Origin of the sequence: Chryseobacterium sp. 22543 (genome assembly GCF_052044565.1) — a bacterium.
GTDB lineage: Bacteria > Bacteroidota > Bacteroidia > Flavobacteriales > Weeksellaceae > Chryseobacterium.
In genome coordinates this window covers 578,338-603,545 of record NZ_JBQENH010000003.1, presented here as the reverse complement: position 1 = coordinate 603,545, position 25,208 = coordinate 578,338, and the positions used below count along the sequence as shown (strand labels likewise).

Annotated in this window: 25 protein-coding genes; 10 read left to right on the top strand and 15 right to left on the bottom strand. The window is 36.3% G+C overall.

What is annotated here, in order from left to right:
- Positions 1–147 precede the first annotated feature (147 nt).
- From ACTJIP_RS13585 to leuB, 4 genes are all read left to right on the top strand, one after another.
- Positions 148–1,311, top strand: a complete 1,164-nt coding sequence (locus ACTJIP_RS13585; RefSeq protein ID WP_077417546.1) for a 2-isopropylmalate synthase — start codon at positions 148–150, stop codon at positions 1,309–1,311.
- Between the two features lie 31 nt (positions 1,312–1,342).
- Entirely contained in the window at positions 1,343–2,731 is a 1,389-nt protein-coding gene (leuC, locus tag ACTJIP_RS13580; protein WP_219072661.1) for a 3-isopropylmalate dehydratase large subunit, read from the top strand.
- Between the two features lie 232 nt (positions 2,732–2,963).
- Positions 2,964–3,572: a 3-isopropylmalate dehydratase small subunit gene (leuD, locus tag ACTJIP_RS13575; RefSeq protein WP_077417542.1), complete on the top strand. Its 609-nt coding sequence runs from the start codon at positions 2,964–2,966 to the stop codon at positions 3,570–3,572.
- Entirely contained in the window at positions 3,553–4,677 is a 1,125-nt protein-coding gene (gene leuB / locus ACTJIP_RS13570) for a 3-isopropylmalate dehydrogenase (RefSeq protein WP_077417540.1), read from the top strand. Before leuD ends, leuB begins: the two co-directional genes overlap by 20 nt.
- Before the next feature lie 103 nt (positions 4,678–4,780).
- On the opposite strand, the gene ACTJIP_RS13565 is transcribed toward leuB, so the two are convergent.
- The 10 genes from ACTJIP_RS13565 to ACTJIP_RS13520 all read right to left on the bottom strand — a co-directional run bounded on the left by ACTJIP_RS13565 (position 4,781) and on the right by ACTJIP_RS13520 (position 14,177).
- Positions 4,781–4,963: a hypothetical protein gene (locus ACTJIP_RS13565; protein WP_077417539.1), complete on the bottom strand. Its 183-nt coding sequence runs from the start codon at positions 4,961–4,963 to the stop codon at positions 4,781–4,783.
- 71 nt (positions 4,964–5,034) lie between these two features.
- Positions 5,035–5,640 carry a DUF4230 domain-containing protein gene (locus ACTJIP_RS13560; RefSeq protein ID WP_077417537.1) on the bottom strand — a complete coding sequence of 202 codons (606 nt, stop codon included), beginning with the start codon at positions 5,638–5,640 and terminating at the stop codon, positions 5,035–5,037.
- A gap of 3 nt (positions 5,641–5,643) precedes the next feature.
- Positions 5,644–6,207 (bottom strand): TlpA family protein disulfide reductase, encoded by a 564-nt coding sequence (locus tag ACTJIP_RS13555; RefSeq protein ID WP_077417535.1) that lies wholly within the window; start codon positions 6,205–6,207, stop codon positions 5,644–5,646.
- 2 nt (positions 6,208–6,209) lie between these two features.
- A complete protein-coding gene (locus tag ACTJIP_RS13550; RefSeq protein WP_047374946.1) occupies positions 6,210–6,677 on the bottom strand; it encodes a nucleoside triphosphate pyrophosphohydrolase family protein in 468 nt (155 codons plus the stop codon).
- Positions 6,678–6,781: 104 nt separating this feature from the next.
- A complete protein-coding gene (locus ACTJIP_RS13545) occupies positions 6,782–7,513 on the bottom strand; it encodes a hypothetical protein (RefSeq protein WP_440704706.1) in 732 nt (243 codons plus the stop codon).
- 105 nt (positions 7,514–7,618) lie between these two features.
- Positions 7,619–8,029 carry a hypothetical protein gene (locus tag ACTJIP_RS13540; protein ID WP_077417531.1) on the bottom strand — a complete coding sequence of 137 codons (411 nt, stop codon included), beginning with the start codon at positions 8,027–8,029 and terminating at the stop codon, positions 7,619–7,621.
- Positions 8,030–8,039: 10 nt separating this feature from the next.
- Entirely contained in the window at positions 8,040–8,753 is a 714-nt protein-coding gene (locus ACTJIP_RS13535) for a glycohydrolase toxin TNT-related protein (RefSeq protein WP_077417529.1), read from the bottom strand.
- Positions 8,754–9,222: 469 nt separating this feature from the next.
- Complete coding sequence (locus ACTJIP_RS13530; protein WP_440704705.1) at positions 9,223–12,150, bottom strand: reprolysin-like metallopeptidase; 2,928 nt, start codon at positions 12,148–12,150, stop codon at positions 9,223–9,225.
- Between the two features lie 369 nt (positions 12,151–12,519).
- A complete protein-coding gene (locus ACTJIP_RS13525; RefSeq protein WP_077417525.1) occupies positions 12,520–13,017 on the bottom strand; it encodes a DinB family protein in 498 nt (165 codons plus the stop codon).
- Between the two features lie 20 nt (positions 13,018–13,037).
- A complete protein-coding gene (locus tag ACTJIP_RS13520; RefSeq protein ID WP_077417523.1) occupies positions 13,038–14,177 on the bottom strand; it encodes an acyl-CoA dehydrogenase family protein in 1,140 nt (379 codons plus the stop codon).
- A gap of 189 nt (positions 14,178–14,366) precedes the next feature.
- Between ACTJIP_RS13520 and ACTJIP_RS13515 the strand changes: the two genes are divergently transcribed.
- From ACTJIP_RS13515 to ACTJIP_RS13490, 6 genes are all read left to right on the top strand, one after another.
- On the top strand, positions 14,367–16,280 hold the full coding sequence (locus ACTJIP_RS13515) for an endonuclease (protein ID WP_077417521.1): 1,914 nt from the start codon (positions 14,367–14,369) through the stop codon (positions 16,278–16,280).
- A gap of 450 nt (positions 16,281–16,730) precedes the next feature.
- Positions 16,731–17,336, top strand: coding sequence for a SatD family protein (locus ACTJIP_RS13510; protein WP_077417520.1), 606 nt, complete (start codon positions 16,731–16,733; stop codon positions 17,334–17,336).
- A 1-nt stretch (position 17,337) separates the two neighbouring features.
- Entirely contained in the window at positions 17,338–18,033 is a 696-nt protein-coding gene (locus tag ACTJIP_RS13505) for a DUF3307 domain-containing protein (RefSeq protein WP_077417518.1), read from the top strand.
- Between the two features lie 36 nt (positions 18,034–18,069).
- Positions 18,070–18,792, top strand: coding sequence for a phosphoribosylaminoimidazolesuccinocarboxamide synthase (purC, locus tag ACTJIP_RS13500; RefSeq protein ID WP_027372243.1), 723 nt, complete (start codon positions 18,070–18,072; stop codon positions 18,790–18,792).
- 125 nt (positions 18,793–18,917) lie between these two features.
- Entirely contained in the window at positions 18,918–20,417 is a 1,500-nt protein-coding gene (purF, locus tag ACTJIP_RS13495) for an amidophosphoribosyltransferase (RefSeq protein WP_077417516.1), read from the top strand.
- A 141-nt stretch (positions 20,418–20,558) separates the two neighbouring features.
- Positions 20,559–21,506: a glycerophosphodiester phosphodiesterase family protein gene (locus ACTJIP_RS13490; protein WP_077417514.1), complete on the top strand. Its 948-nt coding sequence runs from the start codon at positions 20,559–20,561 to the stop codon at positions 21,504–21,506.
- A 105-nt stretch (positions 21,507–21,611) separates the two neighbouring features.
- Here ACTJIP_RS13490 and ACTJIP_RS13485 read toward each other — a convergent pair whose 3' ends face one another.
- The 5 genes from ACTJIP_RS13485 to ACTJIP_RS13465 form a co-directional block, all read right to left on the bottom strand.
- Positions 21,612–22,325, bottom strand: a complete 714-nt coding sequence (locus tag ACTJIP_RS13485) for a porin family protein (RefSeq protein WP_440704704.1) — start codon at positions 22,323–22,325, stop codon at positions 21,612–21,614.
- 364 nt (positions 22,326–22,689) lie between these two features.
- Positions 22,690–22,833 (bottom strand): hypothetical protein, encoded by a 144-nt coding sequence (locus tag ACTJIP_RS13480; RefSeq protein ID WP_440704772.1) that lies wholly within the window; start codon positions 22,831–22,833, stop codon positions 22,690–22,692.
- Between the two features lie 2 nt (positions 22,834–22,835).
- Entirely contained in the window at positions 22,836–23,195 is a 360-nt protein-coding gene (locus ACTJIP_RS13475; protein ID WP_440704703.1) for a porin family protein, read from the bottom strand.
- A 534-nt stretch (positions 23,196–23,729) separates the two neighbouring features.
- Positions 23,730–24,314: a porin family protein gene (locus ACTJIP_RS13470; RefSeq protein WP_077417508.1), complete on the bottom strand. Its 585-nt coding sequence runs from the start codon at positions 24,312–24,314 to the stop codon at positions 23,730–23,732.
- A 206-nt stretch (positions 24,315–24,520) separates the two neighbouring features.
- Positions 24,521–25,144: a porin family protein gene (locus ACTJIP_RS13465; RefSeq protein WP_077417506.1), complete on the bottom strand. Its 624-nt coding sequence runs from the start codon at positions 25,142–25,144 to the stop codon at positions 24,521–24,523.
- Positions 25,145–25,208: the final 64 nt, after the last annotated feature.

Sequence of the window (25,208 nt, the reverse complement as noted above, 5' to 3'; positions counted from 1 at the left end):
GTAAATTTTTATAAATTAAAATACTGATTAATAAATGAATACGATTGTTTTTTCAACTGTTGAATATTGTAATTTTCAAAAAAAGTGAAAATGAAAAAATATAGCAACCCGTAGTTTTGAACCAAAATTAAGTAAAAAACTTCACTTATGGATTCCGAAAAAATTGAAATTTTTGATACAACACTGAGAGATGGGGAGCAGGTTCCGGGATGTAAACTGAACACGGAACAAAAACTGATTATTGCTGAAAGGCTTGATGAGTTAGGGATTGATGTCATTGAAGCGGGATTCCCAATTTCCAGTCCGGGAGATTTTGAATCTGTTTCAGAAATTTCGAAACTGGTGAGAAAAGCTAAAGTATGCGGGCTGACAAGAGCAAATAAAAAAGATATTGATACCGCAGCGGAAGCACTGAAGTTTGCAAAAAGACCAAGAATACACACCGGAATCGGAACTTCCGATTCTCACATTAAATATAAATTCAACTCGACAAGAGAAGATATTATTGAAAGAGCAGCGGAAGCCGTAAAATATGCCAAAACTTATGTGGAGGATGTAGAATTTTATGCTGAAGATGCAGGCAGAACAGACAATGAATACCTGGCAAAGGTTTGTGAGGCAGTAATCAAAGCAGGAGCCACTGTTTTGAATATTCCTGATACCACAGGATATTGCCTGCCGGAAGAATATGGTCAGAAAATAAAGTATCTGAGAGAAAATGTAAAAGGAATTGAAAAAGCGGTGCTTTCATGCCATTGTCACAATGATCTTGGACTGGCTACTGCCAATTCTATTGCCGGCGCTATCAACGGAGCGCGTCAGATTGAATGTACCATCAACGGATTAGGAGAAAGAGCTGGCAATACAGCATTGGAAGAAGTCGTCATGATTTTAAAACAGCATAAAGATCTGAATCTGCATACCAATGTGAATTCCAGAATGCTGAATGAAATGAGTACAATGGTTTCCGAACTGATGGGAATGTCTGTACAGCCCAATAAAGCTATTGTAGGAGCCAATGCTTTTGCTCACAGCTCAGGAATTCATCAGGATGGCGTCATCAAAAACAGGGAAACTTATGAAATCATAGACCCTGCAGAAGTAGGAGTGAATGCTTCTTCAATTATTCTTACTGCCAGAAGCGGGCGCTCAGCATTGGCTTACCGTTTCAAGCATATCGGCTATGAGGTTACCAAGAATGAGCTTGATTTTCTGTATCAGGAATTTTTGAAAATCGCTGACCTTAAAAAAGAAATAGACAACGATGACCTAAGCATGATGATGGATTCCTTCAGCAGAAAAATAGGATAGGTTTGATTTTAAAATCAAGATAAAAGTAAAAATGAACAACAGTAAAAAAACACTTTTTGATAAAGTATGGGACGCTCACGTGGTAGAAACCATTCCTGACGGACCTCAGATTATTTATATAGACAAGCACCTTATCCATGAAGTAACCAGTCCTCAGGCCTTTGCAGAACTGGAATCCAGAAATCTGGAAGTATTCAGGCCGGAGCAGATTGTAGCTACTGCGGATCACAATGTACCTACTTTACATCAGGAACAACCCATTAAAGATGATCTTTCAAGAAATCAGGTAGAGCAGCTTACAGAAAACTGTAAGAAAAACAATATTGAGCTTTTCGGATTGGGACATCAATATCAGGGAATCGTTCATATTATCGCTCCGGAATTAGGGATTACCCAGCCGGGAATGAGTATTGTATGTGGTGACAGCCACACGTCTACCCATGGAGCATTTGGTTCTATTGCCTTTGGGATTGGTACCAGTCAGGTGGCTCAGGTATTTGCCAGCCAATGTTTATTACTGAACAAGCCAAAATCAATGAGGATTACAGTCAATGGCGAATTGAATGAAAATGTTCAGTCCAAAGATGTGATTCTTTATATCATTTCAAAAATAGGAACTGATGGAGGAACGGGATATTTCTGTGAATACGCGGGTAATGTATTTGAAGATATGTCAATGGAAGGAAGGATGACCGTTTGTAATATGAGTATTGAAATGGGTGCCAGAGGCGGTATGATTGCTCCGGATGAAACCACTTTTGAATACGTGCAGGGAAGAAAATTCGCTCCGGAAGGAGAAGAATGGGAGGAAAAAGTAGAGTACTGGAAAACCTTAAAAACAGATGAAGGAGCTTCATTTGATAAAGAACTCAGTTTCGACGCAGCAGATATCTATCCGATGATTACTTATGGTACAAATCCGGGAATGGGTATTTCAATCCGGGAAGTTATTCCGGCTCCTCAAAACGAATCGGAAGAGAAAGCGTTACAATATATGGGACTTGAAGCCGGACAGACAGTGAACAGCATCAAGGTTAATTATGTTTTCATAGGAAGCTGTACCAATGCTAGAATAGAGGATTTCCGTTCTGCAGCCCAGTATATTAAGGGGAAAAGTAAATCAGAAGCGGTAAAAGCTCTGATTGTTCCCGGATCTCAACAGGTAGTTAAACAGATTTATGAGGAAGGATTGGATAAAATATTCAACGATGCAGGATTTCAGATCCGTCAGCCTGGATGTTCGGCGTGTCTGGCCATGAATGATGATAAAATTCCGGAAGGTGAATATTGTGTTTCCACTTCCAACAGAAACTTTGAAGGCAGACAGGGACAGGGTTCAAGAACTATTCTTGCCAGTCCTCTTACTGCAGCGAAAGCCGCAATAGAAGGCAAAATTTCAGCTTTTGAAAGTTTAAACTAAAAGTAATTTTAAATTATGTTTGAACCACAAAGACACAAAAGGTTGTAACACTTAAGTAAGAAGAAATTATCATTCGCTTGCATAAAAAGAGCACTTAAGCTTTTTTGAAAATATTTGATTTTCATTCTTATGCGAATTTCTTATATAGGTTCTTTTTATCCTTTCTTAAGTAAACTGAAGTGAAAAAAACTTTTGTGTCTTTTGTGGTTCAAAGTCTAACAATGTAGAATACATGCAAAAATTAGTTATTTTAAAATCCCGCGCAGTTCCATTGCCGGCAGAAAATATAGATACAGACCAGATTATTCCGGCAAGATTCCTGAAAAGTATAGACAGAAAAGGTTTTGGAGAAAATCTTTTCAGAGACTGGAGATTCAATATCCATACAGGAGAACCTAATCCGGATTTTGTTTTAAACAATCCTAAATTCAGTGGCCAGATTTTGGTTGCAGGAAATAATTTCGGGTGTGGAAGCAGCCGTGAACACGCAGCCTGGTCTTTGACGGATTATGGGTTTAAAGTAATTATTTCCAGTTATTTCGCTGATATTTTCAAAGGAAATGCTTTAAATAACGGACTTCTTCCGGTAAAAGTTTCTGAAGAGTTTTTAAAAGAAATTTTAGAAGGAATCAATGAAAATCCTGACAATGAGATTGCAATTGATGTGGAATTGCAATCAGTAAGCTTTAAAGATACAACGGAGACTTTTGAGATAGACTCTTATAAAAAAATATGTCTGTTGAACGGCTATGACGATATTGATTTTTTAATCAGCAGAAAACAGACCATCACAAATTTTGAATTAAAGACACAAAAAACAAATGAGCAACAATTATTTTAAAATCGCGGTTCTTCCCGGAGATGGGATTGGTCCGGAAATCATCAGTGAAAGCATTAAAATATTAGATGTCATTGCTGAAGCTTTTCAATGTAAATTCCATTTTGATTATGGATTAATCGGTGCAGAAGCAATTTTCAAGACAGGAAATCCTTTGCCTGAAGAGACATTGAAAATCTGTAAGGAATCTGATGCTGTGCTTTTCGGAGCTATTGGCGATCCGGTTTTTGATAATAATCCTGAAGCAAAAGTAAGACCGGAACAAGGGTTGTTGAAACTCCGTAAAGAGTTGGGATTGTTTGCTAATATCCGTCCTTTGAAAACATATGCTTCTTTAATTGATAAAAGTCCGCTCAAAAGGGAAATTATTGAGGGGGCTGACATTCAGATTTTCCGAGAATTGGTAAGCGGAATCTATTTTGGTGAAAAATTTACAGATCCGGAAGGCGCTTATGCCTATGATGTTTGTAAATACAGCCGTGAAGATATTATTCCGATTGCACACATGGCATTTCAGGAAGCTCAGAAAAGAAAGAAAAAGCTTACCCTTATTGATAAAGCTAATGTGCTGGATACTTCAAGGTTGTGGAGAAAAACGTGCCAGGAAATAGCTCTGGAATATCCTGATGTACAGCTTGATTATATGTTTGTAGATAACGCAGCTATGCAGCTGATTCTTAATCCTAAGCATTTTGATGTGATTTTGACTGAAAATATGTTTGGTGATATTATTTCTGATGAAGCAAGTGTAATTGGAGGGTCTATCGGATTGCTGCCGTCTGCTTCGGTAGGGGAAGAAAATGCTTTATTTGAGCCTATCCATGGATCTTATCCTCAGGCCAAAGGGAAAGGAATTGCCAATCCTATTGCTTCTATTTTAAGTGTGGCCATGATGCTGGATCATCTTAATTTAAAGGCTGCAGCAGATAAATTAAGACAATCTGTAGAACATGCTATTGAAAACAAATATGTCACGATTGATCTTAATACGAAACAATATTACTCAACAAGTGAAGTGGGAAGCTTTATTGCCGACCATATCAGATATTCTGAAAAATCATATTACAATTTTGAAAATATCAAGATCGGAAAATCGACGATTGTATAGAAAACAAAAAAGTTCAATTAGATAGTTAGAAAGAAAAGTTTCGCCTCATATGAGACGGAACTTTTCGTTTTTTAGTACCAATAAGCCTTAACAGCTCTTTTCGTTATTTCGTATTATCCGTTTTTCCTGACTTGTTTTTTGAAGACTTCTGAATGTCTTCTTTATCAATATCAGGTGGATTGGTCTTTTTTGCTGCTGCAGGAATATTCTGGAAATCCTGATTTTGCTTTTGGGTTTCTGCGGTGTTGGCAGATTCTTTCTTGTTGGTTTTTCCTTTTTTTTCCATGACTTTGAATTTTAAATTTCAACAATATGGAAATATCATTCAAAGGGTCTGCCAAACAGAAATATTTTATCCTAAAGTCCCAGAATACCAATTTTTCCCGTTTTATCCTCAATGGTATAATTCAGTGCTTTCGCTAAAACGAAAACATTATTAAGGTTTTCCATCAGCTGTTTACGGCCCTCATTTCTCAACTGATTCTGATCAATTGATTTTTCTGCCGTTTCTTTAGCCTTTGCAGTAACATTCTTAATATCTTTCTCCGAAATGCGGTTTATGAATGAATCATCTAAAGATTGAATTTCAACACTTGGTGTAATTCTGATCTCAGCATCAGGTAATTCTGTAATAACCAGTTTTTTGTTGATGGAATCCACTTCGATCTTCATTTTATTAAGATCATAAGAAACCTGTGCATTGGTCTTTGTATACGTAATAATGCTGTTGCTGGAAACTTCTTTCCCGAAAACTTCATAACCCATTTTGGTTTTCTGCATACTGGAAGTGTTCTGTTCTATCACCACCATCTTATTCATCTTGGAAATCTGATTGGTCAGGATATAATAATCCGACTGTTCTGTTTTAGTTCCAAGGTTCAGACAGGACTTCAGACCAAAAAACAGAAGCACCATAGCGCCGGCACCAGCTGCAAAAGACAGGATTGTTCTATAATTTCTCAAAATCTATTTAAAAATTTCTTTAATAACAGAGGAATCGTTCTTTTTAAGGATTTGAACCAAATCTCTTTCAATATAGCCTGTAGTAGGCATTTCTACAATTCTTCCAATCTCTTTTCCGTATCTTTTCAGGATAACGGTAGGGACTTTTTGAAGATTATAAAGACTTTCATCCCCGGTAGGAGATTCTTTCTTACGGTTTACGGCAATAATGTTTAATTTATTTTCCGGATAGTTTACGGCCTCCAATATTTTCATCAGTCTTGGAAAATCTCTGTGGCTGTCTTCACACCATGTTCCCATAAAAACAATAATGTCATAGGTGCCGATTTTCTCTTTTTTCAATTCACTGACTGCTTTTTGGTCAAGAGCATATTCATCATGTTCCTTTACATACCAATCTGCATAAGGAGCTTTTAAAAACTGCTCTTTCAGTTGGTTTCCTAAAAGCATTTTGCCGTCTTTCTGAGTTTCAACCTCGCGGTTTACGACTACTTTTTGAGCGCTAAGCTGTTGTGCAGCTAAAAGTAAGCTTGAAATGGCAACAATATTGGTAATAAATTTTTTCATAATTATTTCTCGATAATTGATTTTAAATCAGCAGGAGAGTAGTATTTGTTTTTTAATACTTTATGATCCGCCTGTCTGTAAACGTTAAATTTTTCTCCGGACTTTTCATAAAAAGATTCTACTTCCTTCTCTTTGTAGAATTCAACGGTTTCCTTTGCCTGCTCTTCATTATCACACGCTTTCGACATATTGGAACGCTGAACTTCGTTGAATAGCTCTACAAATTTGCTGCCAAGTCCGAATTCCAGCACAGCACCACTCAAAACATACTGAAGATCACACAATGCATCTGCAATTTCTACAATATTATTATCAGCAATTGCCTGTTTCAGTTCGTTCAATTCTTCCTGTAAAAGTTCTACTCTCAGATTGCATCTTTCCGGAGAAGGAATTTGCGGAGTATCTAAAATAGGGGCTTTGAAAGTAGTATGGAATTCTGCTACTTGGTTCAGACTATCAATTTTATCCATGAATTTTTTTATTTCCCACAAAGATAGAAAAGGATTTGTAAAATGTGAAATGTACAAGAGTAAAATATGGAACCCAAAAATGCAGACTATCCAGTGTTTTTATTTTATTCCCGTGAATTAAAGTTTATAGGCATTCTAAACCATGAACTTACTGGCACCCCTTTAGTTTTTGCAGGGCTCCACTTTCCTTTTATTTTTTTTAGTGCAAATTTTACATCTTCAAGAAGAATTTTATTGTTTTCTACTTTGGGTTCAAGATCTACATTGACGATGTCTCCATTTTCATCTATTGCAAAAGATATAATAAATGTTCCTTTAGGGTTGTAAGATTCCCAATCTAAATAATTATATAAGCTTTCAAGGACATCTTTTCGAAAAGCTTTCATTCCACCGGGAATAGCAGCAGACTGATATGCTTTAATGATATCATAATCGGGTTTGTAATTTTCAAAAAAATCTTTCGGCTGAAACAGAAAATCAAAATAAGCCGGAATTGTTTTCCCGTCTTGTTCTGCAGGCTGCCAGTTTTTCAGGCTTCCTAAAGATTTTACCACAAGAGTAAAAGCGCATTTGTTTTTCTCTATGATGCTTTCATCACTTTTCTTCTTTATTAAAGCAGGTTTGCCATTCTCATCAATCTTTAGACTTACAAAATACATTTCATTTTTATCACATGACTTAGATCCGCTTTTCAGAAAATAGTCCTGCATTTCTGAGGATAACTGGATGGTACCTCCTTTATAAGGAAACTGACCTTCCGGATATTTAGCGAGTGTTTTTTGTGAAAATGAAGATCCAAAGTATAGAGTAAAAAGAAATAAGATTATTTTTTTCATTTATAGAAGTTTTTCACGGTTCAAATTAGTTTGTTTGCTAAATTAAGAAAAAGTCTACAACTTGAAGGTTGTAGACTTTTATTATATTAAGTAAAATGATTCTAGTTATTCATATTTCCAAACGCCGGAGATGCTCAATATCATTAGTCCCGGCTGTTTTTCTCCATAGCTGAATACGCAGATGTATTTTGAATGACAGGAAGAACAATCTGTCCCAAAATATAAGGTAGGCAGATCATTAACAGTCAATTCTCCAAAATGAATCATTCTTTGAGAAGTTCCGTTGACGATTCCGTGTTTTAATAATTCATCTTTGGATATTATTTTGTCTTCATTGTACACCTGGAAGATTGGAAATCCTGATTCGTAGGGCTTTATCTCAACCGTATTTTCATGACCGCAATTACAGCAGGTAAAAGTGGTAATGGCTGCTGGAAGCGCTTCATCATTAATGAAAGTGCTTTTTGTAACTGAAGCTTTTTTAGTAATGTTTATTTTGTTTGATATTGAATACATCTGAATGAATTTATGGCTGAATAACTGTGCCCACTAAGTTAGGATATTTTCCGCTTGGACTTTTCTTGATGGTAACTTTTATATAGCCTTCTTCTGCTAGCTTATTCCACGTTTTCTGATAACCAGTGTTGATGTCAATCGGAATTTTCCACATGGTTTGCTTTCCTTTACCCGCCTGGCTAAACCAAGGAATAATGTCTGCTGTCTGTGTTTTAAACTGCATTGCATTGTTCAAGACATCAATCTCATAATAGAAGTCGTACTTGTCTTCAGGCTGGTTTAATGCTCTTTGGGTAAACGTATAGGTATATCCGTTGATGATAGGACTTGTAAAACTTCCTCCCAAAGTAGGAACACCTGTTCCGTTATAACTGCCTACAGCACCGCTGTATCTGTCAAATTTCTGTCCAGCTTGTAATGCAACATCATCAACGATATTGTAGCCTCCGTTTGCAGGCGGCCATCCGCCGTTTAAATTATTAGCCTTAAAAAGTGATTCCAGCTCGCTCCATTTTCCTCTTTTATAAAGATCATAGGCTTGGTTTCTAAGAGGCTGGCTTGCCGTATTGTTGGGGTCATAAGTTGTTGCCAGTTCATCAGCATTTTTGTAGAATACGGTTGTGACATCCGGATTGGTGTCTATTTCATCATCTCTATCTGAATTACAGGCAATAGAGAACGAAGCAATAGTAAAAAAAAAGAGGTACTTAAATAAATGTTTCATATAAAAATTTTAAATTATTTTAAAAATCAGAGGTATTAGAAGGGGTTGCCTTTTTGAAACATCATTCTTTACAAAAATCTTAAGTGGAAATGTTGATATGAATATTATTAATGTTTTTCCGTTCAAAAAATGATCGGAATCTGCCTTAATAATAGTTTTTTCTGGCAGTAAATTGTTGAAAGATCAATTCAGCCAAAATAGGATCGAGAGAAGCAACTGTATCAGACGTTCAAAAAACGACTTCGGAGCTCCCTTAAATACAAACTGGGTAAACGGTACAACAAAAGAATATTATTGTTCGTTAAATTTAAATTAAAAAACTCAAATACTAGTTATTTTATTTTAAATAAAATATTTTTATGAAATTAGTTACATTCATAAATGCATTTAATATAATATTTTACATTTTGCAAAAATAAAACTGCCCCGTAAAGGGCAGTTTTTTCACATCGTTTAATTTTAAAAGTTATTAATTTTTAATAAATCTTTTAGTTGATTCTCCAATTTGAAGCATATAAGCACCTTTAATTAGATTGCTTACATTCACAGAGCCTCTCTGAAGTTTTCCTGAATCAATTAGTTTTCCACCCATATCGAAGATTTTATAGTCTTCTGAAGTTGTATTGGAAACATAAAGTACATCTCTTACAGGGTTTGGATAAAGCTTAATATCTGTGATCAGATCTTTTGTATTCTGAAGATCTCCTTTTCCTGAAGAAACGATATTAAGAGTGTAATCTTCAACCTGGCCATACGTGAAAGCTTCACATGATGAAGTAGGTATTGAACTGTATTTCATCATTACTCTCATTCTTGTAGATCCAACAGTTGCTGTAGCTGGAATTGTGATAGATCCTGTTACTGGGCTTGTTGTAGATCCTGCTTTTGTCCATGCTAATTCTCCACTGTCTGTAAAGTCTCCATCACCGTTGTAATCAATATAAACAGCATATGCTTCGCTATATTTTGTAGAGGTCCAAACCGGAGTAACGGAGATCGTATAAGCACTTCCTCTTGTTACATTGGTAGAAACTGAAGTGAAGTTTTCGTAACCAGCTGTTCCTGTAGAAGTATTATTAATAGATCCAAATGTTACATTTCCGATTCTTTCATCTGCTGTGTTAGATGCTGATGAAGAGCAATATGAAACGCTTCCTCCTGCAAGAGTGGTAACACTTACTGTATTGCTGGAAACAGATGCGTTTCCTGCTGCATCTTTTGCCTTAACAGAGAAAGAATAGGTTGTTGATGGAGTAAGTCCTGTTACGGTATATGTAGTAGAAGCTGTAGAACCTACTAATGAAGCCCCTTGATATACATCATATCCGGTAACCCCCACATTATCAGTAGCACCTGACCATGAAAGGTTAGTTGTTGTAGCAGTAGTTCCTGAAGCAGCAAGGGTAGGAGCTGTAGGAGCAACGGTATCAGTTCCGGAACCTGCATTTACAGAGATGTTGGCATTGTTTACATCAAAGAAAATGTGATTTGATCCTTTTACCATAATTCTTCCTGTAGTGGTAGTAGAATTAGGAATAGTAACTGCCTGTGAACCGTCATTTGGTGTTCCTGCCAATAGAGTAGTCCATGTATTTCCACTGTCTGTTGACCAAAGGATATCTACATTGGCTGCATTCACACCATTAGCTGTAGTTCCTGCCACGTTCCATGTAATGGTTTGAGAGCTTCCTCCAGCGTAAGTTGTTGCTGAATTTTGTGAAGTGATATTGAATGGTCCTGCAGTTCCATTAACTGTGATTACCGCATCGTCAGAATTGTTTCCTGAACCTCCTGGCTTGTTATCACGAACGGTAAATCTGAAGTTTAATGTTCTGGCCACTGAAGAAAGTGCTTCTACTGTGATTTCAGACCCGGCTGTAGTGGTTGCACCTGTTAATACAGAAGCCATTCTTGGGAAATATCTTACAGGTGCAGTGGTAGGAGTCCATGATCTGAAGTTCGGTCCTGTAGCTTTTGTTGCACTGGCAGCTGAACTTGCTCCTGTTTGTGAAGAAGAAGCATTGTCCATTTGTTCCCAGATGTAAGTTAGAGAATCTCCGTCAGCATCCGTTCCTGTACCCGTCAGTACGAATGGAGTTCCTTTTGGAATTGTATAATCTAAGCCTGCGCTTGCTGTAGGAATTGAATTTCCTGTATTGGTATTGACAGAACAAGTTTTAGCTTTGATATTATTTGTAATCTGTTGAATACTTATCGCGTGGAAGAACGCATCAGAATGCGGTTGAATATCCTGGCTGGTAATTCCCGCATAGCCCATGATTGTTGATCCTGATCCTGGTTCCATATTGACACCTGTTCCTTCATTGTTCATGGAGAATGTATGATTTCCTCCGAACTGGTGTCCCATTTCGTGAGCCACATAGTCGATATCAAAATTATCTCCTGAAGGAATAGCATCTGCAGGGGAAGTATATCCGCTTCCTTTTGATCCGTTTGTACAGATACAGCCGATACAGCCTGCATTTCCACCGCCTCCTGAAGCTCCGAACAAGTGTCCGATATCATAGTTGGCTTCACCAATTACAGAAGTTAAAGTGCTTTGTAATTGAGAATTCCAGCTGCTCATTCCGGAAGCTGCAGAATAAGGGTCTGTAGATGCGTTGGTGTAGATTACAGCATCGTTATTAGCGATCAGAACCATTCTTGCTGCGAAGTCTTTTTCAAAAACACCGTTTACACGGGTCATTGTGGTGTTCATTGCAGCTAAAGCCTGAGCTTTTGTACCCCCGAAATAAGTAGTGTATTCTCCGGTACATGACAGTGCCAGTCTGAACGTTCTCAGTTTGGCATCATCAGCGTTAGGTCTTGCAGCAAGAGCAGAGTTGGAAACTCCTTTCTGTGCAGCGTCTACTACTGTACATTCAAACTTGTTAAGATCATCTTTTTTGTCAGATTTTCTGTACACTACATAAGAAGAAAGATCTTTAGTGTAAGGTTCAATGAAAACCGTAGATTTATCACCGTAAATTTCCATTGATGACAGTCCTAGTGGGGAAACACTGAAATAGACTGTGGAATTAGGATCATCCAGACCTTGTCCTACATAGGATTTGATATCCGGATATTTTGCTGCCAACTCAGGAGCAAAATTGGAATTCTCCCTCACTTTAAAATTTTCCATTCTGCCTTCAGAATTTGGAAAAGAGATGATGAGTTCTGATTTTTCGCCTACAGCCAGTCTTTTGGGAGCTTTTGCAAGAGCATTTTTCAATCCGTTGATGTCTAGGTTGTAAACCTTAGGATTGCTGATGCCTGTTTTGTTTTCAAAAATCTCTGATGAAGTTTTTCTGGAACCTTCAGACCAAAGACGGTCAGTCTGTGCGAAAGAAATACCCGAAATAAGGAGCATTCCAATCAGCGTTAATTGTTTTTTCATATTAAATATTAAATTTGATTGTGGAATATCAAAGCTAACGAAAAATATATTATCAAAAACAAAATTTTTTAAGAGAAATTTAGAATATTGACTTAGAATACTATGCAGTACATTGAATATAATTGAAAAAGCTTATTAATAAAAGAAAAATGAAATGATGAAATGTACTTTAATTTTTAAAAAAAATAAAATAGATATATTTCTTTATTAATTTATTAAAATGAGACAATAAAATTTGTTAATTATTTAATTATATGCAAGAATGTTAGTGAATTAAATTTTGATAACTGCTGTCATCTATTCTACATTCTGTCTACAAAAAAAGCTGTTTCAAAATGAAACAGCTTACTATATTTATATAATCCTTACTTAGAATTTATCATCAGCAGTAGGGCCGTAAAGTCCAGGGACTTTGTTTCCGGTTGATCTTAAATAAACAACTAATTCCCCTCTGTGATGGTACAAATGATTATAAAGAAAGCCTCTTACCACCTGGATTCTTGGAGATGGCGGAAAAAGTACGTTTCCGTTCATTTCCATTTTCCACTCATTGAAATAAGTATTCTCATCCGAGTTTTCCAGAACTTTCTGTGCGTTGGCAACATTTTCTTCAAATTTTGCTAGGATATTTTCCGCTTTGGAAATATCTCCTTTGTCATACTTATACGCACCCATATCAAAAGTGTCCTGATTGAAAGTGGATTCGTACCAATTGTATACTTCAGCAATGTGAGAGGCTAACTGTCCGGTTGTCCAGTTTTTTTCAGACGGTTTCCAGTCTAATGCGCTGTCAGGGATTGCCTGTAAAATTTTTCTGGTGTTTTCAGCTTCGTGCAGAAATTCACCTAAAAGTGCCTGTTTAATCATTTGTATTGGGATTTAAAGATTTATTTTGTAATATCTCTTCCAATTACCAGTCTCTGGATCTCAGAAGTACCTTCACCAATTGTGCAAAGTTTAGAATCTCTATAGAACTTTTCAGCCGGGAAGTCTTTTGTATAACCGTATCCTCCGAAAATCTGAACTGCATTGTTGGAAATTCTTACACAAGCTTCAGAAGCATATAGTTTAGCCATAGCTCCTTCTTTTGTCATTTTCTGTTTTGCGTTTTTCAGGGTAGAAGCTCTCTGAATAAGAAGCTCAGCAGCATCAATTTCTGTAGCCATATCTGCAAGCATAAAGTTGATTGCCTGGAAATCTGAAATAGGCTTTCCGAACTGATGTCTTTCTTTTGCATATTTCAAAGCAGCTTTATAAGCTCCTCTTGCAGTACCTAAGCTTAGTGCAGCGATAGAAATTCTACCACCATCCAATACTTTCATAGCCTGCTTGAAACCTTCACCTACTTCTCCTAAACGGTGGGAATCCGGTACACGTACACTATCAAAGATTAATTCAGCTGTTTCTGAAGCACGCATTCCTAACTTATTTTCTTTTTTCCCGGAAGTAAACCCAGGCATTCCTTTTTCTAAAACAAAAGCTGTAGAGTTGTTTTTAGCACCTATTTCTCCTGTTCTTGTCATTACTACTGCAATATCTCCTGAAATAGCGTGAGTGATAAAGTTTTTAGCTCCGCTGATAACCCATTCGTCACCATCTTTTACAGCAGTAGTAGACATCCCTCCTGAATCTGAACCTGTATTGTGCTCTGTAAGACCCCAAGCTCCGATTACTTTTCCGGAAGCCAGCTGAGGAAGCCATTTGTGTCTTTGTTCTTCATTTCCAAATTCATAGATATGGTTGGTACAAAGTGAATTGTGTGCTGCTACAGAAAGACCGATAGATGGGTCAACCTGAGAAATTTCATCCAGAATAGTAACATATTCATGATAACCTAAACCGGAACCTCCATATTGTTCAGGAACAACAATTCCCATAAAACCCATCTCACCTAACTGGTGGAATAAGTCTTTTGGAAAAGTCTGGCTTTCATCCCACTCCATAATGTTCGGTCTGATGTTCTTTTCTGCAAATTCTCTAGCCGTCTCCGCTATCATTTTGATGTTGTCAATAGTCTCTGTATTCATATAATAATAGTTAGTGCCCAAAGATAACCAAATTGATGGAATGCTAAAATAATTATTTCATTCATACTATTTAAGCCATAATATGTTTAATTTTCAATTTTTTATAATTTCAGAATTAATGTTTTCTTAATAAAATATTCAGTCTTTTACGATTTTTATTTCACTATTTTGGTTCCCAATTTTTAAAGCATGAAAAAAATTTTACTTCCTATCATTTTAATTTCCTCTTCTATTTCTGCGCAGGCACCTGCCGGATATTATGATGGAACAGCAGGATTGACAGGATATGCTCTGAAGTCGAAACTTCACGATATTATTTCGGATAAAATGATCAACTGGCATTATGACGATCTGAAGATGCTCTATAATCAAACTGATCTTGACAAATATTATGATCATGATGCTTCCAATACTCAGTACATGCTGGATATCTATTCGGAAATACCTTCGGGACCGGATGCTTATGAATACAAAGCAGATCAATTAATAGCTGGTGCAGGAGGAGAAGGTTTGGGCTATAACAGGGAACATATGATGCCGCAAAGCACATTCAGTACAAGTTCATCTATCAGTGATTATCCTATGTATTCGGATCTGAACTTTATTATTCCTGCTGATGCTTATATTAACCAGCGAAGGAATAATTATCCTTATGGAATAGGAAATAATATGAATCATTATATTTTTACCAATACTTCGAGAATATCCAATGCCGCAATTCCAAACTATCCATATACCGGAAGAGTTTACGAACCTATAAATGAATTTAAAGGCGATATCGCAAGGACTTTATTGTACTTTGCCGTAAGATATGAGGGAAAACTGGGGTCATTTAACACCGCTTATACTACATCAGCAAACATAACACCGGCTACAGATCAGTGTCCGCTTGACGGAACCGAAGAAAGAGCCGTTGATCTTCCATATGTTGTCATGCTGAAGCAATGGAGTGCTGCAGATCCTGTTTCGCAAAGAGAAATTGACCGGAATAACGCCATCTATACCATACAGAAAAACAGAAATCCATTTATTGACCACCCTGAATGGATTGATATGATCTGGTCTGAAACGCCCGATAATGTTGCACCGGCAGCTCCGGGATCCTTGGCTTCAACGCAGCAGAATGCCTATTTTGTCAATCTGAACTGGACAGCTTCTCCTGATACCGATGTTTTAGGATACAGGGTTTATGTGAATGGTTCAGCAACACCGGTAGCTGTTACAAAAGGAACTTCTATAAGCATAGACCACCTGAGCCCGTCAACAACTTATACTTTTACAGTGAAGGCTTTTGATAAAGCATATCTGGAGTCTCCGTTCAGTAATACGGTGACAGCTTCAACAATTGCTTTGGATTCATTTGCTCCGGATCTTATGATTACAAAATATATATCAGGAACCAATACAGATTTCGTTAAGAATAATGCTCTGGAAATCGTTAATAAAACCGGACATGAGGTTAATTTAAATAATTACAGAATTAATATTCAGTTTAAAAACAATTCTTCAGGAGCTATTTATAGCGGAGATACCTATGAACTGGAAGGTAAGGTTGGAAATAATGAAACTTTTGTTATTTTGAATCCAAAAGCTGCTTTATCATGCTATACCAATGATCAGGCAAGATTTGTTACAGCTTCTGATCCTATGCTGTTTGCAGGACAGAACTACGTGGAGCTTGCTTATAATAAAACGGTTACTATAGATGCCATTGGTGTAAAATATACTACCAATAATAATGGAAATGTGTCTTTATATAGAAAAAGTACCATCAATAAACCTGCAGATACATTTAATATGAGTGAATGGGATTCTTATCCGGCTAATTACTGTCAGAATCTGGGTGGCACATTGTCTACTGCAGAACTGATTACTGCCAATAATGAATTTACAATATATCCAAACCCGGTTTACAATGATCTTTATGTAAGCGGAACAACGGAAAAAATAAAAACAGCCCGAATTATAGATCTTTCCGGAAAAGTGATCTACACAGAGAAAGATCCTTTCAGAAATAAGAAAAGTATTTCGGTACAGGGAATTCCTACAGGATTGTATTTCTTGCAACTTGATGAGAAAGCACATCAGTTTATTAAAAGATAACAGGTGTAGGATCACCATGCTTTTTTAGTAACAAGTCTAAACCTCACATATTTTTAAAATCTGTGAGGTTTTATTTTTTAATAGGGGTGATGAGATTGCTTCGCTTTGCTCGCAATGACTGTTTTAGCCCTGATAGGAGCGGTTACCCCACAGCAGGAAGAGGCCTTTCGGCTGAGCTTAGGATGGCCGCCAAGGCGCGAGGAGTATGAGCGGATAGCAGGAAATAGCTTCTTACTTAAAAATAAAGTGAAAAATGTAGAGTTAAAGTAAACGTAATGAAAAAAGTTTTATCAGGTTTTTACATTTTCATATTTTTGTATTTTTTGGTAAAGGCTTAAAAACCTTATGGTTACTATATAATCGATATAAGCAGATTCACTAATAATCAATATCTATAAGTGTTTCTGCTTATATTTTTTATTTATAAGTAATTATGCTTATATTTGCAGTATGATAGCGGTCATTACCGGTGATATTATAAATTCACAGCATGCAGATACTGAAGTTTGGATTACCAGACTTAAAAATCTTCTCGAAAGATGGGGAAGTGCTCCTGGCACATGGGAAATCTACAGAGGAGATGAATTCCAGTTCAAATGCAATATTGATGACGTTTTCTGGCGGTTTCTAGCCATAAAATCTCTTATTAAAAGTCTGGAAAATTTAGATGTAAGAATAGCCATCGGTATTGGTGAAGAAAGTTTCTCTTCTGAGAAAATCACAGAATCCAATGGTACAGCTTATGTACATTCCGGAAGACTGCTTAATGACCTCAAAAATGACGGCCATACCGTTGCCATCAAAACATCCAGTGACCCGGTGGACAGGGATCTTAATATTCTGTTGAAATGGTCATCAAAAGATTTTGACAACTGGACTATGGCTACGGCTGAAATCATTCATGAAATGATCATGAATCAGGATATTACCCAGGAAGATCTTGCTAAAAGATTTGCTATTTCACAGTCTTCTATAAGCCAGAGACTGAAGAGAGCCAACTATGAGCTTATCGTGGAAACCAACCAGTATTTCAGAAAGAAAATCTCAGAACTATAGCATGATCTTTATTAAACTCATATTGGCACATCTACTCGGAGATTTTATACTTCAGCCAAATTCATGGGTTGCAGATAAGGAAAACTATAAACTAAAAAGTAAGTTTTTATACTTTCATATTCTGATTCACACTGCATTAAGTCTTATTTTACTTTGGGATCTGAAACTTTGGTGGGTAGCAGTTTTGGTGGGGATTACTCACTTTATTATTGATGCGGCCAAACTTACATTTCAAAATGTAAAGACTAAAAAAAGATGGTTTTTCATTGATCAGCTTCTGCATGTACTGGTAATTGGCGGAGTTTCCCTGTATTTTCAGGAATTCAGTTTCAGCTTTTTGCAGAATCAGGAATTTTTAAAGCTCATTATGGCTGCATTGTTTTTGACAACACCGGCTTCTATTTTTATCAAAATCTTATTGTCATCATGGACACCCGCTCCGGATGGCCCCAACACTATTCAAACCGAATCTTTATCAAGTGCCGGAAAATATATCGGAATTTTAGAACGTCTGCTGGTCTTCACTTTTATCATGGTGAATCACTGGGAAGGTGTAGGTTTCATGGTAGCTGCAAAATCTGTTTTCAGGTTCAGCGACCTTGCACAGGCAAAACAGAGAAAACTTACAGAATATGTATTAATTGGTACACTGCTGAGTTTTGGGCTGGCTGTCTTAACAGGAATAATAATAAAATAAATCAATAAATCTAACTACAATTTAGAAAGTAAAATTATGAGTCAAAAGAAAGAAATGTTGTACGAGGGGAAAGCAAAACAGGTATTTGCAACTGATAATCCTGATGAAGTAGTAGTACGTTTCAAAGACGATGCTACAGCATTTAACGCTCAAAAGAAAGGTCAGGTTGATCTTAAAGGGGAAATGAACAATGCAATCACAACCCTTATTTTTGAATACTTAAATGAAAAAGGAATCAAAACTCATTTCATCAAACAATTGGACGAAAGAGAGCAGCTGGTAAGAAAAGTATCTATCATTCCTTTGGAAATGGTGGTAAGAAATTACTCTGCAGGAAGTATGGCACAAAGATTAGGAGTTGAAGAGGGAATCAAATCTCCGGTAACAATCTTCGATATCTGCTACAAAAAAGACGAATTGGGAGATCCGCTTATCAACGATCACCATGCTGTTTTCTTGGGAGCTGCTACTTACGAAGAGCTTGACGAAATGTACGAATTGACTTCGGATATCAATGAAATCCTGATCGACCTGTTTGACAAAATCAACATCATCCTGGTAGATTTCAAAATCGAATTAGGTAAAACTTCAGACGGTGAAATTATCCTGGCTGACGAGATTTCTCCTGATACATGCAGACTTTGGGATAAAGATACTATGAAAAAATTAGATAAAGACAGATTCAGAAGAGACTTAGGAGAAGTTACTGAAGCTTATGTAGAAATCTACAACCGTCTTAAAAATCTTTTACAGAAATAAGATTTCAGAGAAAGTATGTTTCTGTAAAACAATTTGTTATTTAAAACAAAAATTAAAAACTGAAGTTAACTTAGACTAATTTCTAACATCTAATATCTAACTTCTAATCATTAGAAAAAATAGAAATGAAAAGTTTAGACATTCATAAAAGTGAATATTTAAAACAGTTTGAAACCCAGACTTACGGAAGAAATCTTTTCAGAACTCAGGAAGAGGAAAGACTGGATGCTCCCAATGAAGAGTGTGGGATCTTCGGATTGTATTCGGATAATGATCTGGATACTTTCTCTCTTTCGCAGTTCGGGCTTTTTGCGTTACAGCACAGAGGCCAGGAAGCTTGTGGTATCTCCGTTTTAAAAGACGGAAGAATCACCAATATGAAAGATGAAGGACTGGTTTTAGATGTTTATAAAGAAATTCAGGAACCTGAAACTTTTATGGGAAATTCTGCAATTGGGCATACCCGTTATACCACTGCAGGAGATAAAAAGAAATATAATTTCCAGCCATTTTTCGCGAAAAACGAATATGACCAGATTATACTTTCTATAGCACACAACGGTAACCTTACCAATGCGAAAGAATTAAAACAAGAATTAGAGGCTGAAGGCGTAGTCTTCAGAGCTACATCTGATTCTGAGGTGATCCTGAGACTGATCCAGAAAAACCTTGATTTAGGTCTTCGTGGAGCTATTAAAGCAACAATGGAAAAGATTGAAGGAGCTTATTCCGTAGTGGGGATGACCAGAAATAAATTCTTTGCATTCAGAGATTTCAACGGAATCCGTCCATTGGTTTTGGGAGCTATTGATGAAAGATCTTATGTAGTAGCTTCAGAATCTGTGGCATTGGATGCTGTAGGAGCTCAATATGTACGTGATATCCTTCCTGGTGAGATCATTTATACCAATGAAAACGAACCTGGAAAACTTCATTCTTATATGATGGATGAGGCGAAAGGAAAGCAGAGAATCTGTTCTTTTGAATATATCTACTTTGCAAGACCTGACTCTACCTTAGAAAATATCAATGTATATGAGATCAGAGAAAAATCTGGGGAGAAAATCTGGGAACAGGCTCCTATAGAGGCTGATCTGGTTATTGGAGTTCCGGATTCCGGAGTTCCTGCTGCCATTGGTTTCTCTAAAGCTTCAGGAATCCCTTTCCGTCCTGTTTTGATTAAAAACAGATATATCGGAAGAAGTTTCATTGTTCCTACACAGGAAATGAGAGAAAGGGTAGTGAACCTTAAACTGAATCCAATCATCTCTGAGATGAAGGATAAGAAAGTAGTGATCATTGATGACTCTATCGTTCGAGGAACAACATCGAAGAGACTTGTTAAAATTCTAAAAGATGCAGGAGTAAAGGAAATTCACTTTAGAAGTGTTTCTCCGCCTATCATTGCCCCATGTTATCTTGGAATTGATACTCCGTCTAAAGATGATCTGATCTCAGCTAATATGACCACAGAAGAACTTAAAAATTATTTGGGCGTAGATTCCTTAGAATTTTTAAGCATTGATAATCTGAAAGAAATTTTAGGATCTGCAAACCACTGCTTCGGATGCTTTACAGAAGAATATCCTGTAGAAAAAGGAGAAGAGGTAGACTTATTCAATTAACTTCTTTATTGAAAGCATAAAATAAAAGAGCCGGGCTATAACCCGGCTCTTTTTGTTATATAAATGTAGCAGAAGCTTAATATTCCTGTATTATACAATATATAATAGAGTTTTAATTTTGTCTGATTAAAAGTTCAGGATATGAAAAACGCATTTTTCACGGGTATTTTTCTGGTATTTGCCCAACTTTACACTTCACAATCTTTCGATAAGCAGGCACACCGCGGAGGAAAATCTCTTTACCCGGAAAACACCATTCTGGCAATGAAAAATGCCTTAAAAATGAATATAACGACCCTGGAAATGGATCTGGCTATCACAAAGGACAAAAAGTTGATTCTTTCCCATGATGCTTTCCTTTCCCCGGAGTTGGTTACAAAACCGGATGGAACCTATATTCCAAAAGATTCTGGTTTTTATTATAAGATTTATGAAATGCCTTATGCAAAAATTAAAACATTTGATGTAGGCCTGAAAAAGCTTAATAACTATCCTGATCAAAAGAAAATGAAGGCTCAGAAACCTCTCTTTTCAGAAGTCATAGATGCATGTGAAGCTTATGCCCGTGAACTAAAGAGACCATTGCCTTTTTATAATATAGAAACAAAGACACGCCCTTTCTCTGATAATATATTTCATCCGGAACCGAAAGAATTTGTAGATCTGATGATGAAAATTATTGTAGAGAAAAAGATTCAGGACAGAGTGATTATCCAGTCTTTTGATCCAAGAACCTTGGAAATCCTTCATAAAGAATATCCAAAAATAATGACAGCTCTGTTGGTAGAAAAAGTGGATGATAAAAAACTGGCTCAGCAGCAGGCTTATTTTAAAAACATTCCTGTAGAAAAATTCAAAATGTATCCCGATCATCTCAGTGGAGTGGCAGGAGATATGAAGTTCCTGAGTTTCACTCCCACTATTTACAGTCCTGAACATAATCTTGTAACTCCCCAATTGATAAAGGAATGCCACTTATTAGGAATGAAAGTAATCCCATGGACTGTGAATACAAAAGAAAGACTGAAGGAACTAAAGGATATGGGAACAGATGGAGTGATCAGCGATGATCCGAGAATATTCGAATAATTTTTAAAACATTTATCTATTAATATAAATAGCCGGAAGAATTTCTTCCGGCTATTTTATACGTGCAGATAACTGCACTTAGGGTTAAAAAATTGGTTCTTTTAATTAAAATTTATAGTTCAGGCCTAACTGAAATACTCTGTTGTTATTTTCAGCGGCAGGTCTGCTCTTATCAATTTTGGTTAAGCTGTTTACGTATCTTGCACTTACACCGATGTTGGAAGTGATATCATACCCTAAACCAAGGCCCAATCCGAAATTGAATTTGTTGATCATATCTTTGTCGATATCCTGAGAGTTTGAACTTGCAGTAGTTGTAGTAATTCCTCCTGTAGTACTTGCTACAGTAGATTCTGATTTGTTTTTACCATTAAGGAAATAACTGAATTCAGGTCCTGCTTCAATATAAAACTTGTCAATAGGTCTCATTTGAACCATTAATGGAACTGAAATGTAGTTCATTTGTACTCTGCTCTGTACTTTAGTCTTTACATTCGTAACACCATTATCAGTTTCCGTAGAATACATTACATCTTTAGCACCCATTTGGTTGAATAATACCTCTGGCTGGAAGCTGAATTGTTTTGAAATTGGAATATTAACGAATGCGCCTGCATGAAAACCTAGTTGCTGGGTATTGATCGCGAACTTCTGCTGACTGAAATAAGAAGAGTTTCCTCCTGCTTTAACTCCGAATCTAATGGGTTGAACATCTTTTTTTAGTGGTGATGCATTTACTGTTTTTGTTGCTGTCTCTGTCTCTTGAGCAAAAGCTAATGTACCAGCAGTTAATGCTAATCCTAAAAATAACTTCTTCATAATTTTATTTTTTAATTTTACTATTTGTGTGTCGATGATTTCTCAATCAGACTCCATTTATTTTGCAAATTGCTTGCCAAAGTTGAAAAATGCTTATTTATAGGGCTTTTGAAGGGCTTTTTGGAAAGTTTTTTTTTAATCATTTATCCCTTTTTGATGAATAAATGTATTGCCAAACTGAATATTTTATGAAAAGAGTTGAAGACTCAGAACGCTTTAATGTAGATAATTGAAATGATAAATAATTAAAAAGCAGAAGTTGTTTTTTGTAAAAATAACGGGGTATCCAGGCTGTTTTCAAGACCTGAAATAAAATACCGGACCATTTACGGTCCGGTATCGATTTTGAAAATAATAAATATCCCTATTTAAACTTATAAGCAACCCCAATATGAAGTGCATTATTTCTTACTTTATCATCCTCGTTGTACTTGTAAACTTCAGTAATACCAGCACTAAACCTTGCGGTCACGCCAAAATTTTTAGTAAAGTAATATCCGGCACCAATACCTAATCCCAGATTAAAACGGTTAAAAAGCTTGTTGAAATATTCTTTGAGATATGGTCTGTATGATCAATCGTAATTGAATTTCCAGCGGTCTCAATAGTGGTTAAATCTCCTTTTGTTTTTCCTCCCAACAGATATCCAAATTCAGGACCTGTTTCTACATACAGCTGAGGCAGAATATTATATTGAACCATTACAGGAAGAGAAAGGTAATTTAATGTTGTACTATAATCATAATGTTGTGTTCTTCTGTAATTCCCTGAGCTTGTTCTGTAGTTATAGTCTGATTTTGATCCCAGCTGGCTGAAAAGAAGTTCCGGCTGGATGCTGAATTTTTCAGAAACCGGAATATTTGCGAACACTCACAGGAGAAGAAATTTTTGACTGATTTTTTTCCTGTGCATTTGCGAAAAGGCTGCCTGCAACTGCCAGTACTACAAAGAGTTTTTTCATGATTTTAAAGTTTTAATTTTTCATCATCGCGACAAAATATCTGCCACAAAAGGGAGAAGTGATAAAAATCATGCAATAAGCGAAAAAGTCAGGCTTAAACTAATAAACCTGACTTTTTCTATTGAAATCAAAATGTATCTAATTATTGAGCAAAATACATTTCTGTATCATGCTTTGCATTCTATGTGTTAATCCACCCAATGCCGTTCACGTTAAAAGTTTATAATGGTAATAGTTAGATTTGAGCATTGAAATTCAATTGAACCAATACCTATTTCATTGTAAAAACGGAATCATAAGTTGGGATTTCCGGAATAGAGTACAATCACTACTCAATACGCAAATTTCTTGCCAAAAAACATCAGTGTAATAAAAAAGCCGGATTAAATTTAATCCGGCTTTGTATTGATTAGAAAGTCTGCTTTTAAAAGCGGCCTAATTTTTTAGAATTTATAAGCTAAACCTACCTGGAATACACCATTTCTGGAAGCATCACCTGGGTTGTTTTTAGGGACATCAGATAATCCTGCAGTATATCTTAGATTCACTCCAATATTTTGTGTGAAATAATATCCCGCTCCAAGACCAATTCCGAAATCAAAACTTTTCAAATTGTCTTTAATATCTACAGAGCCACCGTTGCCTTTTCCTTTAGCACTGATAAGGAAACCGAATTGAGGACCAGCTTCTACATATAAATTAGGAATAAGGTTGTACTGTAACATTACCGGTACTGCGATATAATCTGCGTTAAGTTTTAGATCACCGTTACCTTTATATTTACCGCCCAAACCACTGTATAATACTTCTGGCTGTACAGAGAAGTCTTGTGCTACAGGAATGTTTGCAAAAACACCTCCATAAAATCCAGCCTTTGAATTTAAGTCACTGTTAGAAATAGTAGAAACGTTAAGACCTGCTTTTACACCAAATCTAACTGGAGAAGATGAAGCAGTAGAAGTTGAAGTCTTCTGAGCGAAAGTGAAAGTACCTGCTACTAGTGCAAGGCCTAAAAAAATCTTTTTCATAAGTTTTATATTTTAATAGTTTTTAAGTTTTATTTAACATTTCATTAAGAATCAAATGGCGTGCCAAAGTTAAAACTGATTGTAAATCCAGTGTTTATAGTGTATACTGGAAAAAGTAAATCTTTTTTTACATAAAAAAGCCGGATTAAAAATTAATCCGGCCCCACTTTAATTATTAAAACTTAACGAGAAAAGCTAAACAAGCTTTAGAATTTGTAATTTACTCCTACCTGGAACACTCCGTTTCTTACAGATCCTGATCTGCCATACCCATAAAGATATCTCTGTTGTTTTGCATTCACAATATCAGATAACCCTGCAGTATATCTCACATTTACACCAATATTTTTGGTAATATTATAACCAGCTCCTAATCCGATTCCGAAATCGAAACCCTTGGTTGCATTTTTAAGTTGTAAACTTCCGACATCATCCTTTTGTTCTGCCCTCATAAGGAAACTAAATTGAGGTCCAGCTTCTACATAAAAATTAGGAAGTGCTTTATACTGAAACATTACAGGAACGGAAATGTATTCTAAATTAAGTTTTGAATTTCTGCCTCCTTTTTCTTTTGCCCCAACAGCGCTATACAATACTTCCGGCTGGATAGCAAAATCTTTTGCGACAGGAATATTCACAAAAAAGCCACCATAAAATCCTGCTTTTGATTTCATATCCATATTAGAAAGACTGGAAACATTAAGTCCCGCTTTCAAACCGAATTTGATTTTAGAAGAAGATGTGGATGGAGTGGCAGCATCAGTTGAAGTGTTCTGCGCAAAAACGAAAGTACCTGCGATAAGTGCCAGGCCTAGAAAAATCTTTTTCATAGATTAGTTTTATTTTAAGTTGTTTAACGCTCGGAAAGCAACAAACAATATGCCGTGAACCCCC

Coding starts and splice junctions, on each gene's coding strand:
- ACTJIP_RS13585 (WP_077417546.1), top strand. CDS start 148: ATGGATTCCGAAAAAATTGAAATTTTTGATACAACACTGAGAGATGGG.
- leuC (WP_219072661.1), top strand. CDS start 1,343: ATGAACAACAGTAAAAAAACACTTTTTGATAAAGTATGGGACGCTCAC.
- leuD (WP_077417542.1), top strand. CDS start 2,964: ATGCAAAAATTAGTTATTTTAAAATCCCGCGCAGTTCCATTGCCGGCA.
- leuB (WP_077417540.1), top strand. CDS start 3,553: ATGAGCAACAATTATTTTAAAATCGCGGTTCTTCCCGGAGATGGGATT.
- ACTJIP_RS13565 (WP_077417539.1), bottom strand. CDS start 4,963: ATGGAAAAAAAAGGAAAAACCAACAAGAAAGAATCTGCCAACACCGCA.
- ACTJIP_RS13555 (WP_077417535.1), bottom strand. CDS start 6,207: ATGAAAAAATTTATTACCAATATTGTTGCCATTTCAAGCTTACTTTTA.
- ACTJIP_RS13550 (WP_047374946.1), bottom strand. CDS start 6,677: ATGGATAAAATTGATAGTCTGAACCAAGTAGCAGAATTCCATACTACT.
- ACTJIP_RS13545 (WP_440704706.1), bottom strand. CDS start 7,513: ATGAAAAAAATAATCTTATTTCTTTTTACTCTATACTTTGGATCTTCA.
- ACTJIP_RS13540 (WP_077417531.1), bottom strand. CDS start 8,029: ATGTATTCAATATCAAACAAAATAAACATTACTAAAAAAGCTTCAGTT.
- ACTJIP_RS13535 (WP_077417529.1), bottom strand. CDS start 8,753: ATGAAACATTTATTTAAGTACCTCTTTTTTTTTACTATTGCTTCGTTC.
- ACTJIP_RS13530 (WP_440704705.1), bottom strand. CDS start 12,150: ATGAAAAAACAATTAACGCTGATTGGAATGCTCCTTATTTCGGGTATT.
- ACTJIP_RS13525 (WP_077417525.1), bottom strand. CDS start 13,017: ATGATTAAACAGGCACTTTTAGGTGAATTTCTGCACGAAGCTGAAAAC.
- ACTJIP_RS13520 (WP_077417523.1), bottom strand. CDS start 14,177: ATGAATACAGAGACTATTGACAACATCAAAATGATAGCGGAGACGGCT.
- ACTJIP_RS13515 (WP_077417521.1), top strand. CDS start 14,367: ATGAAAAAAATTTTACTTCCTATCATTTTAATTTCCTCTTCTATTTCT.
- ACTJIP_RS13510 (WP_077417520.1), top strand. CDS start 16,731: ATGATAGCGGTCATTACCGGTGATATTATAAATTCACAGCATGCAGAT.
- ACTJIP_RS13505 (WP_077417518.1), top strand. CDS start 17,338: ATGATCTTTATTAAACTCATATTGGCACATCTACTCGGAGATTTTATA.
- purC (WP_027372243.1), top strand. CDS start 18,070: ATGAGTCAAAAGAAAGAAATGTTGTACGAGGGGAAAGCAAAACAGGTA.
- purF (WP_077417516.1), top strand. CDS start 18,918: ATGAAAAGTTTAGACATTCATAAAAGTGAATATTTAAAACAGTTTGAA.
- ACTJIP_RS13490 (WP_077417514.1), top strand. CDS start 20,559: ATGAAAAACGCATTTTTCACGGGTATTTTTCTGGTATTTGCCCAACTT.
- ACTJIP_RS13485 (WP_440704704.1), bottom strand. CDS start 22,325: ATGAAGAAGTTATTTTTAGGATTAGCATTAACTGCTGGTACATTAGCT.
- ACTJIP_RS13470 (WP_077417508.1), bottom strand. CDS start 24,314: ATGAAAAAGATTTTTTTAGGCCTTGCACTAGTAGCAGGTACTTTCACT.
- ACTJIP_RS13465 (WP_077417506.1), bottom strand. CDS start 25,144: ATGAAAAAGATTTTTCTAGGCCTGGCACTTATCGCAGGTACTTTCGTT.